This is a genomic window from Bradyrhizobium sp. Rc3b (assembly GCF_900114915.1).
GTDB lineage: Bacteria > Pseudomonadota > Alphaproteobacteria > Rhizobiales > Xanthobacteraceae > Bradyrhizobium.
The window spans coordinates 103653-116802 of sequence record NZ_FOUS01000003.1 but is presented as its reverse complement, the minus strand read 5'-3'; the positions used below and the strand labels follow the sequence as shown (position 1 = coordinate 116802).

Annotated in this window: 12 protein-coding genes and 1 tRNA gene; 9 read left to right on the top strand and 4 right to left on the bottom strand. The window is 62.0% G+C overall.

All coding sequences use genetic code 11. The annotated features are described in order from the left end of the window. Window positions 1-132 precede the first annotated feature (132 nt). Complete coding sequence (locus tag BM190_RS07395) at window positions 133-1380, bottom strand: SMP-30/gluconolactonase/LRE family protein (protein ID WP_092253258.1); 1248 nt, start codon at window positions 1378-1380, stop codon at window positions 133-135. 297 nt (window positions 1381-1677) lie between these two features. On the opposite strand from BM190_RS07395, the gene BM190_RS07390 reads away from it, so the two are divergent. The 5 genes from BM190_RS07390 (at window position 1678) to BM190_RS07365 (ending at window position 7388) form a co-directional block, all read left to right on the top strand. Further along, complete coding sequence (locus BM190_RS07390; protein ID WP_049815127.1) at window positions 1678-1941, top strand: hypothetical protein; 264 nt, start codon at window positions 1678-1680, stop codon at window positions 1939-1941. A gap of 1522 nt (window positions 1942-3463) precedes the next feature. Continuing rightward, a complete protein-coding gene (locus BM190_RS07380) occupies window positions 3464-5026 on the top strand; it encodes a 2-isopropylmalate synthase (protein WP_018321622.1) in 1563 nt (520 codons plus the stop codon). Between the two features lie 306 nt (window positions 5027-5332). Continuing rightward, entirely contained in the window at window positions 5333-6337 is a 1005-nt protein-coding gene (locus BM190_RS07375; protein ID WP_092253256.1) for a TRAP transporter substrate-binding protein, read from the top strand. Between the two features lie 209 nt (window positions 6338-6546). Next, a complete protein-coding gene (locus BM190_RS07370; RefSeq protein ID WP_177236954.1) occupies window positions 6547-7155 on the top strand; it encodes a Spy/CpxP family protein refolding chaperone in 609 nt (202 codons plus the stop codon). Between the two features lie 157 nt (window positions 7156-7312). Then, a tRNA-Lys gene (locus tag BM190_RS07365) sits at window positions 7313-7388 on the top strand. 130 nt (window positions 7389-7518) lie between these two features. Here the strand turns inward: BM190_RS07365 and BM190_RS07360 are convergent. Both BM190_RS07360 and BM190_RS07355 read right to left on the bottom strand, forming a co-directional pair. Further along, entirely contained in the window at window positions 7519-7755 is a 237-nt protein-coding gene (locus tag BM190_RS07360; protein WP_018318142.1) for a hypothetical protein, read from the bottom strand. A gap of 980 nt (window positions 7756-8735) precedes the next feature. Further along, the gene (locus BM190_RS07355; protein WP_092253254.1) at window positions 8736-9077 is read right to left on the bottom strand and encodes an H-NS histone family protein; all 342 of its coding nucleotides are present in this window, start codon (window positions 9075-9077) and stop codon (window positions 8736-8738) included. 484 nt (window positions 9078-9561) lie between these two features. Between BM190_RS07355 and BM190_RS07350 the strand changes: the two genes are divergently transcribed. After that, a complete protein-coding gene (locus BM190_RS07350; protein WP_092253252.1) occupies window positions 9562-10278 on the top strand; it encodes a hypothetical protein in 717 nt (238 codons plus the stop codon). A 1498-nt stretch (window positions 10279-11776) separates the two neighbouring features. Here BM190_RS07350 and BM190_RS41050 read toward each other — a convergent pair. After that, window positions 11777-11995 carry a hypothetical protein gene (locus BM190_RS41050; RefSeq protein ID WP_244550616.1) on the bottom strand — a complete coding sequence of 73 codons (219 nt, stop codon included), beginning with the start codon at window positions 11993-11995 and terminating at the stop codon, window positions 11777-11779. On the opposite strand from BM190_RS41050, the gene BM190_RS41875 reads away from it, so the two are divergent. The 3 genes from BM190_RS41875 (at window position 11906) to BM190_RS07325 (ending at window position 13150) form a co-directional block, all read left to right on the top strand. Continuing rightward, on the top strand, window positions 11906-12181 hold the full coding sequence (locus BM190_RS41875; protein WP_409362357.1) for a hypothetical protein: 276 nt from the start codon (window positions 11906-11908) through the stop codon (window positions 12179-12181). The genes BM190_RS41050 and BM190_RS41875 overlap by 90 nt on opposite strands. Window positions 12182-12229: 48 nt before the next feature. Next, the gene (locus BM190_RS07330) at window positions 12230-12544 is read left to right on the top strand and encodes a hypothetical protein (protein ID WP_244550615.1); all 315 of its coding nucleotides are present in this window, start codon (window positions 12230-12232) and stop codon (window positions 12542-12544) included. Window positions 12545-12643: 99 nt separating this feature from the next. Further along, window positions 12644-13150: an A24 family peptidase gene (locus BM190_RS07325; RefSeq protein ID WP_177237000.1), complete on the top strand. Its 507-nt coding sequence runs from the start codon at window positions 12644-12646 to the stop codon at window positions 13148-13150.

Here is a 13150-nt window from a genome sequence, read left to right as displayed (position 1 = left end):
GTGCCGTAGGGTGGGCAAAGGCGCAAAGCGCCGTGCCCACCATCTCGTTCCGTATCAAGGGGATCGTGGGCACGCTTCGCTTTGCCCACCCTACGAGAGCGCTGCAAGCCTGCAGGATGCAGCGCTCTCGGCTCAGCCCGGCCCGGCGCCCTGCGTTGCCGTGAACACCGCGTAGAGCGACTGGCTCGCGGCCATGAACAGGCGGTTGCGCTTGGGGCCGCCGAAGGTGATGTTGCCGCAGACCTCCGGCAGGCGGATGCGGCCGAGCAGCTTGCCCTCCGGCGACCACACCGTCACGCCGCTGTAGCCGACGGCGCGGCCGGCATTGCTCGAAGCCCAGACATTGCCGTTGACGTCGCAGCGCACGCCGTCCGGCCCGCACTTCACGCCGTCGATCACGCAATCGCTGAACTTCTTGGGGTTGGAGAGCTTGTTGTCGCCGCCGACGTCGAACACGAAGATCTCGCCCTTGCCGCCCGGGCCGGTGTCGCCCGGCCCTTTGCCGGTCGAGGCGACGTAGAGCTTCTTGTAATCCGGCGAGAAGCACAGTCCGTTCGGATCGGGGACCTGCTCCTCGGTAACGACGAGGTCGATGCGGCCGGAAGGGTCGATGCGATAGCAATTGGTCGGCAGCTCGCGCTTGCCCGGCTGGAAACCGGCCGGCTGTCCGATCCGCGGATTGAGCTTGCCGCCCGCATTGCTCGGGCCGCTCGCGGCATCCGGCTCGCCTTCGTAGAGCTGGCCGCCATAGGGCGGATCGGTAAACCAGTAGCTGCCGTCGGGATGCGCGGCGATGTCGTTCGGCGAGTTCAGCTTCTTGCCTTGATAGGAGTCCGCGAGCACGGTGGCGGTGCCGTCATGCTCGTAGCGCGTCACCCGGCGGGTCAAATGCTCGCAGGAGAGCTGGCGGCCCTGGAAGTCGAAGGAGTTGCCGTTGGAATTGTTGGACGGCGTGCGAAACACGCTGACGCGGCCGTCATCCTCGCTCCAGCGCATCTGCCGGTTGTTGGGAATGTCGCTCCACAACAGATACCTTCCTTGCGCGCTCCACGCCGGGCCCTCGGCCCACAGCAGGCCGGTGTACAGGCGCTTGATCGCGGTGTTGGGCTGGGCGAGATCGTTGAAGGAGGGATCGACCGCGATGATGTCGGGGTCCCAGAAATAAGTGGTCGGCGCGCCGTGGGGGCCGAAATCGCGCGGCGGGGTGGTGATGGTGGTCGGCGGTGCGGCGGGTCCGGTCTGGGCCAGAGCGGGGCCGGCGACGGTGGCCGCGGCGCCAAGCGCAAGCCCCCGGACAAGCGTTCGTCGTGAAAGCGCAGCATCCTGGTCACGCTGCTCGTGGTCACGAGCCGTGTGGTCACGAGCCTCTTGGCGTGTCATCGCGTCCTCCCAATGATATTCGCTGACCGGTTGATCCGGCCAAGCAACCGGAGGTTAATGCGGTCCAGCGCCGGTTGCGAGGGTGGAATCGGATTCGCGCAGGCCGCAATCCCGTCATATTCGAATGCACTTCGCGTCCGCCTTGTGCCGTTTGCAAGGCGCGAAAATGTTCCGCGGATCGAAGCAAAAATTTGCTTGCGGCAAAGCGCGGCAGGCCGCCCGTTCGGCGCAGTTCAAGCCTTGATTTCGCGCTGATTGCCACGCAGAACCCGTCCGGGGGCATGGACGGAGTTGATTGTGGCTGGCGTCATCGTATTGATCGTGTTGCTGGGAATCGCGTTCGCGGCCGGCTATTTCACGCGTGACTACATCTCCAGCAAGCGACGCGCCGAAGCACGCCGCTGGCGCGAATACACCGAGCCGGATTGGCTTCCCGCCAACGCGCCCGCCAACACCAACGAGATCGCGAGCGCCATCACGGCGGTCCCCGTGGTCAACGGCGAACTCGGCCAGATGCTCGACCGCTGGGAAAGCAGAGCCCGCGCCCGCCGCGCGGGATAGGGCGAAGTTCGTAGCCCGGATGAAGCGACTTGTCCGCCATAGCTCGAAGAGCGACGGCGGAAGCGCAATCCGGGGCCGCTCGCCCGGCATCTCGCACCGTCCCGGATTACGCTGGCGCTCCATCCGGGCTACGGCGCCGAGAGCCTGTGTCGCCCTCTGTCAATCCATGCGGACAAAAATATTCCACTTTACCGAAATTCGGTTTCGGCGTATGCGTTGTCCATCCCGGCTCACCCAAGAGGGGCGATCATGTGTCGTCACGCATCGCGAGCCGGGCTTGCGGTGGACGCGGCAGCGTCGGCACGAGAGGCGCGGGCAGGGCGGGTAGTCCCTGTGAGCCCGAGGCTTCGTGCGGACGACGGCGCTGCTAGGCTTCGTCTCGTCTGTAAGTTTCCGGCTTCGTCGACAGGGCTGGAAAAACTGCGGCGAAATGGCGGGCCGTGCGTACGGCAAAACCGTGTGGTCCTGGCCGTCGTTGCCACGGTCAAGCCTTTCGCGGGGATGCGAGCGAGCCCAACCGGGCAGACTGCATCATCCAAATTCGCGGGGCGAGGGAGGGCCAGAAGGAATGGTCGGCTCCCGGGAGATCACGGCATAAGCCGTCCAGCCATCGCGCAGGGAAGGCCGAGTGATCGGCACCACCTGTATGCTGCTGTGCGGTTCTTTCTGCGTGTGCTTTTCGCGCAGCGGACCGCGGGTGCGAGCCGGCACCCGGCCTTCCCTGCGCCCTCTTGGATGAGAGGGTGGAGTGATCAAGCAAAGCTCGGGCGAAATGCGCCGCGAGGCCGCGATGCCGCGTCTGCAACTTGAGCTACGTGCCACAAACCAGATCTCGTAGGGTGGGCAAAGCGCAGCGTGCCCACGCCTTGTTGAATATGGACGGAGATCGTGGGCACGGCGCTATGCGCCTTTGCCCACCCTACGGCACTGCTGCTGGGATCTGCATTGGAGCATCGCAATGACGGTGTGAGGAAAGCATGCGCCACGCTGCGCTCTCGTGCCCCGGACGCCGCGCAGCGTCCCCGGCGATGCGAAGCATCCTCCCGTTCGATGGTGCGCTGCAGAGCCGGACCGGATCATGCCCTGTCGGCCCTGGGTCCCCGCTCTGCGCAGCAACGCAAGTGCGTTACAACGCGTCCGGGACACGAGATCGGCGCAACCAGGGCAGGCTACCTGACCATCTTTTGGCGTTGCAGTTGCTGCTATTTCTCGTCTAGAAACGGGTCACTGAGCCTCCCGGCAACCAACCGTCAATGGTTTTGACCGAGGATTTGGGGCTCAAAAGGGTCTGGCAATGCTGATTCGCGGCCAAATCGATGGGATTTCGGAGGAGGTGGCTCTGGCCGCCGCCACGATCCCGGCCGCGCTGCTGCCCACCCTCCTTATTGGCGGCCTCCTTCTTACTTGCCCCTGAGGGCCGGCTGGGCGCGACGCGCCTGGGCGCTCAGGGGTTGGTCGAGATCACCGGACACCTCAAGCGCCCAGCAGACTGACGGCGCAAAAGCTCAAAAGGAAATTTGCAATGGCCACCGCGAACAAGTCCGACAAGGACCGCGTCATCATTTTCGACACCACCTTGCGCGACGGCGAGCAGTGCCCCGGCGCCACCATGACCTTCGAGGAGAAGCTCGAGGTCGCCGAGCTGCTGGACGATATGGGCGTCGACGTCATCGAAGCCGGCTTCCCGATTACCTCGCAAGGTGACTTCGAAGCTGTGAGCGAGATCGCCCGCCGCTCCAAGAATGCCGTCATCGCCGGCCTGTCCCGCGCCCACCCGGCCGACATCGACCGCTGCGCCGAGGCGGTGAAGTTCGCCAAGCGCGGCCGCGTCCACACCGTGATCGCGACCTCGCCGCTGCACATGCGGGTGAAGTTGAACAAGACGCCGGAAGAAGTGCTCGAGACCTCGGTCGCGATGGTCGCCCGCGCCCGCAACCAGATCGACGACGTCGAATGGTCGGCCGAGGACGGCACCCGCAGCGAGATGGATTTCCTGTGCCGGATCGTCGAGGCCGTGATCAAGGCCGGCGCCACCACGGTGAACATTCCCGATACCGTCGGCTACACGGTGCCGGAGGAATACACCCACTTCATGAAGACGCTGATCGAGCGCGTGCCGAATTCGGACAAGGCCGTGTTCTCCGTGCACTGCCATAACGACCTCGGCATGGCCGTGGCGAACTCGCTGGCCGGCATCGTCGGCGGCGCGCGCCAGGTCGAGTGCACCGTCAACGGGATCGGCGAGCGCGCCGGCAACGCGGCGCTCGAAGAGATCGTGATGGCGATCAATGTCCGCAACGACAAATTCCCGTACTGGAACAAGATCGACACCACCCAGCTCACCCGCGCCTCCAAGGTGGTGTCGGCAGCGACCTCGTTCCCGGTGCAGTATAATAAGGCGATCGTCGGCCGGAATGCGTTCGCGCATGAGAGCGGCATCCACCAGGACGGCGTGCTGAAGGACGCCTCGACCTACGAGATCATGCGGCCCGAAATGGTCGGCCTGAAGCAGTCCTCGCTGGTGCTGGGCAAGCACTCCGGACGCCATGCCTTCGTGCACAAGCTGGAGGAGATGGGCTACAAGCTCGGTCCGAACCAGCTGGAAGATGCGTTCACGCGGATGAAGGCGCTGGCCGACCGCAAGAAGGACATCTACGACGAGGACATCGAGGCGCTGGTCGACGAGGAGATGGCGGCCTCGCACGACCGCATCAAGTTGACCTCGCTGACCGTGATCGCCGGCACCCATGGCCCGCAGCGCGCGACCATGAAGCTGGACGTCGACGGCCAGATCAAGATCGAGGAGGCCGAGGGCAACGGTCCGGTGGACGCGGTGTTCAACTGCATCAAGCGCCTGGTCCCGCACGAGGCCAAGCTCGAGCTCTATCAGGTCCACGCCGTCACCGAAGGCACCGACGCGCAAGCCGAAGTGTCGGTGCGGTTGTCGCAGGAGGGACGCGCGATGACCGCGCGCGCGGCGGATCCGGACACGCTGGTGGCCTCGGCCAAGGCCTATCTCGGCGCGCTCAACAAGATCGTCATGAAGCGCCAGCGCGACAATGTGACGACGGCGGCTGCGAGCTGACACCGCTTGCCTTCGCCTCTCCCGCTTGCGGGAGAGGCCGACACGCTCCGGGCGATGCGAAGCATCGTCCCGTGCGTGGCGGGTGAGGGTTCTCTCGGCACAGGGGCTGTCCCGTTGCGAAGGCACCCTCTCCCAACCCTCTCCCGCAAGCGGGCGAGGGGCGCAGCGGCGTGTGCAGGATTCACCATGAATACCTGCCCTGCTAAGGGCCAATAGCGGCTGCGTCTCCCAGCCGCTATTGATGCTGTCGGCATAAGGATTGGCCGCCCGCGCGCCGGGCTGCCTAGATAATAACAGGGAGAGATTATGCGCACCTTCGCGATCGCCGCGTCCATCGCGGCACTGGCACTCGGACTTGCCGGGCCGGCATCGGCGCAATCGCCGATCATCATCAAGTTCAGCCACGTCGTCGCCACCGACACGCCGAAGGGCAAGGGGGCGGAGAAGTTCAAGGAGCTCGCCGAGAAGTACACCGGCGGCAAGGTCAAGGTCGAGGTCTATCCGAACTCGACGCTGTACAAGGACAAGGAAGAGCTCGAGGCGCTGCAGCTCGGCAGCGTGCAGATGCTGGCGCCGTCCAACTCCAAGTTCGGACCGCTCGGCATTCGCGAGTTCGAGGTGTTCGATCTGCCCTACATCCTGCCCGACCTGAAGACGCTGCGGAAGGTGACGGAAGGCCCGCTCGGCACGCGGCTGCTCAAGCTGCTGGATGCCAAGGGCATCACCGGCCTTGCCTATTGGGACAACGGCTTCAAGCAGATGAGCGCCAACAAGAAGCTGATCACGCCCGCCGACTATCAGGGCGTCAAGTTCCGCATCCAGTCCTCGCGCGTGCTGCAGGCCCAGTTCAAGGCGCTCAGCTCGCTGCCGCAGGTGATGGCGTTCTCGGAAGTCTACCAGGCGCTCCAGACCGGCGTGGTCGACGGCCAGGAGAACACCTGGTCGAACATCTATACCCAGAAGATGCACGAGGTGCAGAAGTACATCACCGAGACCAATCACGGCTACATCGGCTACGTCGTGATCGTGAACAAGAAGTTCTGGGACGATCTGCCGGCCGACATCCGTGACCCGCTCACCAAGGCGATGAAGGAAGCGACCGACTTCAGCAACGCGCAGTCGCAGAAGGAAAACGACGACGCGCTGGCCGAGATCAAGAAGAGCGGCAAGAGCGAGATCATCAAGCTCACGGCCGAGCAGGACGAGGCGATGCGCAAGGCGATGGAGCCGGTCTACAAGGACGCCGCCGGCCGCGTCGGCCAGCCGCTGATCGACGAATTCCTTAAAGAGGCCAAGAGCACCACGAACTGAGCACGACGAACCGATCGTTTCGAACGATGAACGAAGGCTTCCGTGCAGCCTGCACGGAAGCCTTTTTGTTGCGAATGATTTCCGATTGCGGCTGGAGGTAAAATCGGGCGTTACAATCCTGGCAAGGGCCCGCTTCCTGTCCAAGTTGTAAGTTGCGTGTCAGCGGCGTCGCGCCCATCTTCATGGACATCCTTCCAGAGGAGGTCCGGATGAAGAAGTTCACCATCGCCGCCATCGCCGTGCTCAGCATCGCCGGCTCGGGCGCGGTCTATGCGCAATATCATCGCCCGTGGATGGAGCACATCCGCCACATCCGCATGAACCCGGAAGACCGCGCCGCTTTTGTCGACGCGCGGATCGCCGCCGTCCATGCCGGCTTGAGGCTCAACGCCGACCAGGAGAAGCTGTGGCCGCCGGTCGAGGCTGCCGTGCGCGAATTCGCCAAGCTGCGCATCGACCGCGCCAATGCGCGGATGAATGCCGGCCCCGGCGATGCCGGCAAGGACGCCGACAGGCCGGAGGATCCGGTCGCCCGCCTGCGCCAGCGCGCCGAGGACATGGGCGCGACCTCGGCGGCCCTGAAGAAGATCGCCGATGCCGCAGACCCCCTCTACAAGACCCTGGACGAGGGCCAGAAGCGGCGCCTCGCCGTGCTGACCCGCCACCGCGGCCCCTTCGGCGGCGGCGAAGACGGCCCGCACCGCCACTTCATGGAACGCGGCATGGACCGCATGATGGAGCGCGGCATGGAGCACTTCCATCGTGACCGTTTCGACCGCGACGGCGGCCCCGACCGGGATCGCGAGGGCCGGCTCTGAACGGGGCGGGATTCTGCGACGATTAACCCTGGAGAAGCCGCTGGAATCCAGCGGCTTTTCGCTTCCTGGGGACTGTGGAAAAACCTTCATTGCATCGCTTGCCAGACCCGGATCGCTTTGCTAAACGACCGACCTCGCAAGGCACTAACCGCCTTTCGGGCGCATAGCTCAGTTGGTAGAGCAGCTGACTCTTAATCAGCGGGTCCCAGGTTCGAGCCCTGGTGCGCCCACCATCCTTAAGAGATTGGCCCGCAAGGGCTTTTTTAGATTCTTCGACAGAACAAAGCGCGTCTCGTGCGACGTTCTTTGTGTGGGGTGGACACAGCGTGCACGCACGATCTGGCCGGCTTAACCTCTTCCGCGTCAGCCGCGCTTTCGCTCAGAGGGTGGCTTAAACTCCACGACCTCGTGCGGGTTGCTCGGATCAGGTGGCTCACTTTTCTTCACGATTAGCTCGAGCTCGAGAGCCTCGAAGGCGAGCTCATCCGCCAAGCGCCTAAACAGCTCACGCTTTTCCATGTCCGTGGCCTGCTGACTCATCAGCGTAAACTCTCTGGCGTCAGCGCGGACCTTTTCCAAACGTCGTCGGAAGTCCTTCATGTGTGCCGGCTTAGCTTTTTAAACTTTATCGGCCCGAACAATCAGTTTGCTTGTTCGGATCCACCGGGAGTCAACTGCCGAAACTCGATATTGGTTCTAGGCGGACCGCCAAATTCGCCGCTCATCGTGCTGCGATATTTAGGCCATGCTCTATGACCATGCCCCTGTTCAGGGGTTGCGGGCTGGAGGACGCCGCTGGCTGATGAGCCATCCCTGTCCGGCTCTCGCCGGACGATGCATAGAACTAGCATACCTGAAGGGGCATGAATGTTCGAAAGCGCACAGACGCGAGTGTTGCGCCCGACTAGGCTGCGAGCGATCCTGCAGGCTCGCGAAGCGCTCAGGGCCCAACGGCCTCGGGGGATGCCAAATTGTGCCGGCTGCGCTGAAGCGGCTCCGTCCGCGAACGCAGTGTTGCCGGCTGCGTGCCGGGTATGAGGCAGGATTAAGCTCGACAGATTTTAGATCAACGATGGTCGTCTCGTGCGTACTTTCCTTCTCATTGTGGGAATATGGCTACTGGCGAACGTTCTGTTCGTTGTCGCTGTCCTGCCCTCGCGCAGACCGGCACCTACTCGACGAGCGGGAACTCCATCTCCGGTGACGATCAACACGACGGCCGGTCGCTCGGACGATCACGACCTACCACTCCTGCAGCGCGGGATGACGCCGGTTTCAATCAGAGTTCTTTTCCTCGTCCTCCTCCTTCCAATCCTTCGAGCGTGGAATGCGGTTAGGCGGCACTTCAGAGGGCACCACGACTAGACGTGGGCCATCGCGCGCTTGAGATTCTCGTCGATGTCTTCACTGCGCCGCGGGGCCCCCGAGCGATTCAGCGAGAACCATCAGCCAGATCGCAAGTGCGCTCGCTACGGCCATGCCTCCAAGCATGGTTATGACCCGCGTTGAAACGATGATGTGAAAAGCTCAGAGCCCCAGGGTGCGCCGGCATTCCCATCCCGAAATGCCGCAATCGGCGCTCAATTTGTCTGCCGCTTTTGAGCTGAAGCCTGATCGATCAGAAAATCGTCCAGAGCTCGGCCGCTTCGAAGCTGCGGACGCAGCCATCGCGGCTGCCTGCCGCGACCCGACCATGTCTCCGCTGGGTTCTTCGGATTGCGATATTTGGGACGAACGGGCGGGTATGCACGGCGGCGCTTACGATTGAGCCGCGTGACCTCGTTGGCCAGTGCAATCCTGTGGAGCCTTTCCTCCAAATGCGCTTTTTGCACCAACATTTTCTGAGTGAGTTTGGCGGCGACCTCTTGATGAATTATCCAGAGCTCGTCAACGGAGAGCGAATTAAAATGCGCGGTGTTCATGGCTCCATCCGAATCTTGGGCAGAAGGCCCAGGCAGACAAGTCGGGAATCCGGGAGCAGACAAGCCGTCAGTTAAATATTGATCGTGAAATCCACATTTAAATCGAGAGGTGGCAGGGAGAAAGGCGCGACAGTGGTAATATCGTGGCGCAGTATTTAATTCGCCGCGAGGGGTAGCCACGTCTCGTGACATCCACAAACTCATCCCTCGGCGAGTTGCGCTTTCGTGATCGACGAGCGCAACGTTGGCGATCGAGCGGGCGGCCGCGGCGCGGATCGTGGGCAGGAGCGAGGCCCGGCGGAATTCAGATGGATCGATCTATCGATCGCGCCGCCTCGTGTGCACCCCTGGAGTGCCGGGCCGGCATATTAAATTAGGTGGCCAAGAGAATAATTAATTCATCGCGCCGCCCGATTTAAGCCGCATCGGGGCCGTTGTCGCCGCTGAGGCTCAAGCGGGGGTGGGGCGCACCCGGGAGTTTTCGATGTCCGGTCAATTGCGATTGTACTTAGCCAGTTTGGTCCTTGTCGGGGGTTTTTCGGCGGCGCCCGCGTCTTCCAATCCTGTTGCCGACTTCTTCAATACTGCTACGTCCCAACCCACGGTAACCCCTCCGCCGCAAGCCGAATGCGTGCCGCGTCCCGGTAGCTCGACCAGTGGCGGACAGCATTGGGTCTACCGAACGGACGGTCGCCGCAAATGCTGGTTCCTGGCCGAGGGCATCGCGAGGGTGAAGAAGCCCATTCGGGCTCGCGCGGCCAAAGACCATAGCGCCAGTCTGGACGAAAACCGGACCACGCAGACCAGGCGGAGCGCGGTCGTTGATGCGCGCGCGGAGTTGCTGCGCTCCGCACCGCCCGAGCGATCTCAGACGCCTGTACCCGAAATGCAGGTAGCAGATGCCGCCCCCGATCCTGGCACGAGCCCCACCCTGATGTCGGCGGCCCCCATCGTAGATCTTCCCAGCAACCAGCTCACGCCCGAACACTCCGTGCCGGGCCAAGTCGACGCTGGGCAGCTTCTCGCCGCCGCGCCCGCCGACCCACCTCAAGATATGCCGCTGGGCGCGCGCACTGCAGAGGCGCACGGCGAAGCGCGCAGCTGGACGGCCTGGTTCGGTGTGCTGCTGATGACGCTTGGTGGTCTCTCGCTTTTAAGCTCGAACCGCACGCTTCGGCACGCAGTGAGATTACGCCACTGAGGTAGTACAAGGTACTGCCGGCCGCGCGACCGAGGGATTGAACGAGCAGGTATAGCCGAACTGCCACACGTACCAAGGTTCCGTGTGTCGTCACTTAGTTTTACACTGTCCTAGACGGACATTCGAGTATGATGACGGTCGCCTTTTGGATCGGACTGCATCATGCGGTACAAGGTGTTCGTGGTGGACGGCAGCCGGCAAGTAATCTGCACAGCAAAGCTCGACTGCATTGACGAGCAGGCGGCGAGACGCCGAGCCGAGCAAATGCATGACGAGCACGACGTTGAGCTTTGGGAAGGCGATCGACTCGTTGCTGTGTTCCGAAGCGCAACGTCGAATGAACGTCGGAGCTAACGCGCGATCCTGAATAGGTGGCCGGTCTCGCCGCCGAGTTAGTTAAAGCGTTGGCTGGTTGGCGACATGTCGCAGCGACGTCATAGCCGAGGCTCGCTACTGCCGGGATGAAGGCGCCCAGTCTCTTTCAAGATAGTGGCAGATGCCAGGAACCCGGGCAATCCGTGCATCGATTCGCGCGAGTGAGCCAACGCGGGTCAACCTTCGGACCCGGCGGGGGTCTCTAACCGGCTCTTGCTCTGCCGCTCGCTTTGATACGCCGTCTTCTGCCGATTGTTTTTGCTTCTACATGTCGGAGCTTACTTCGAAGCTTCTCCACCTCTCTAAGCTCCGCCAGAAGCGCCTGATGCCGTTCGCTCAGAACAGCACTCGAAAAAAATCGACGCGTACTCGACATCACATGCCTCAGAAAATGACTTGAAGTAAGAAGTCGACGAAAAGCGAAAGACACAAAGAACGCTCGACCGAAGCTCAATGAGCTAAAGCCGCAGCCGCCAGATGCTCCCAGTACTCTGCCTCTGCAAGCAGTTTCCAGCTTCTCTCAGGTTGGAGTGCGGCAGTCTGTCGGCAAAGCAACGCCATTGCGCGAAAGCGGCGGGCAGCTTCCATTCCAACCTCCCATGTTTTCTTTTCCCCAACATATTTTTCAATTTTGCGATGGAGTCATCATGATTATATACGATAATCAAATATATCATTTAATGGCAGGTCGATTTGACCGACTTCCCGAGTCAAGCGGGAACTGGTTTCGGTTTAAGCTTCACATGGATTTCGAATGCGCCTTGCCGCGCCCTTTTGCGCGTTAAAGCGAACGAGAAAGCGTGCGCGGGGCAGCACCAGGTGATGCGAAGCTTCGTGCGCGAGCATCGCAATGTCAGAAATCCCAACCGAGGGCTCTTCACGCCGCACCCAGGGCACGTGCGCCGGCTACCGAGCCATGACCCGGTCATTGGATGCGTCAGCGGTCTGGCGACGCGCCTCGCTCTTAACGCACAATGCCGCCAACGGCTCGGTGAATGGCCTTACGTTCTGAACAACGGGGCCGCCCAGTACCTCGCTGCGGACCAGGCGATCACCGAGAGCTTCCCGGTGACGATCAATGGCGGCCACGGCCCGACAGATAGCCAGACGGTGACTGTCACGATCACACACAAACGATGCGGCCACGGTCTCTTCCGAGGCGAAGTCCGTCACCGAGGGCAATGCCGCGGCGGCGCTCAATACCACCGGGCAGCTCAGCATCACTGACCCGGATGCGGGCGAAGCCCATGTCGTGGCGCAGAGCAATGCGCACGGCAGCTACGGCGACTTCAGCATCGACGCCACTGACAGGTTGCTGCAGCGCGATAGCTGTTGCCGTCACATTATTCTCGAAGCTCAGAATAACAAAATTATACCCTTGGTCACCCGTACTATTCCGGTGAATCTTTGCCGACCCTTGGCCGGCGCCCTCCGCGGGGTTCGATTGCGGAGTCTGCCATCATCTTCATATTTCGACGTTTTTGCCGGTTTATGGATTCTCACGGTGGCTTGTTTCGCGCGCGATTAACTCAGAAAGGTCATTAATATATTAAATGTTGACGATAATAAACATTTAATGGATAGTTTTATCGCTGGCGGGGCCGGACATAAATCCGCGGCCGCTGGAAGTTGCCGAGGTGTCTGCAAATTCATCTTGAAAGAAGGGATTCTTCCTATGTTGCATCATTTCATCGAGACCAAGGAAGCGTTGAAGCGTCTGCGGACGGACCAGGACGGCGTGGTGTCATTCGAGTACATCATCGTCGCGGTTTGCATCGTTGGCGCAGTGGGTGCCGTGTTCGGCGGTGGAGCCGGCGGGCAGATTGGGGCGGCGCTGACCACCGGGATCACCGCAATCACCACCGCTTTCGCTACCGCGATCGCTGGCTGATACAGCCATTTTGGCGCCAGAGGGGGGCAATCCAGCTGCCCCCCTCCCGCAGGAGTGCTCCCGCCAGTTTGCCTTCCACTTTTTTGAAACGTGCATTTCATGAGTTGGATTGCTCCCACAGCCTCGATCCTGGAAATCCTTTTGTTGCTCTATGTCGCAACGATGGACGTTGCGACCCGCTTGATCCGAAACGAATTTTGTCTTGCGCTGGCGCTCCTCGGGATCGCCGGTCAATTGCCCAGCCCGATTCAAGTCGCTGTGTCGCTGATCGCAGCCGCGATCCTGTTTCTGCTGCTTTTTGTCCTATACGCGCGCGGAGGAATTGGTGGCGGCGATGTCAAGCTGCTGGTTGCCCTGGCGGTTGGTCTTCCGCCGAGCGGCGTGATGCAGTTGCTGACCGTCACCGTGCTGGCCGGCGGCGTTCTTGCCTTGGTGCATCTGATGATGCGTCACCTGCCATATCCCAGGTTGGCACCCGCCGGATCGTCGCTTGCGCGCCGGATCTACGCGATCGAGCGTTGGCGCCATTTGCGACACGCCCCGCTGCCTTACGGAGCCGCTATCGCCTGCGGCGGTATCTGGACCATTTTGAGCAAAGGATCATGA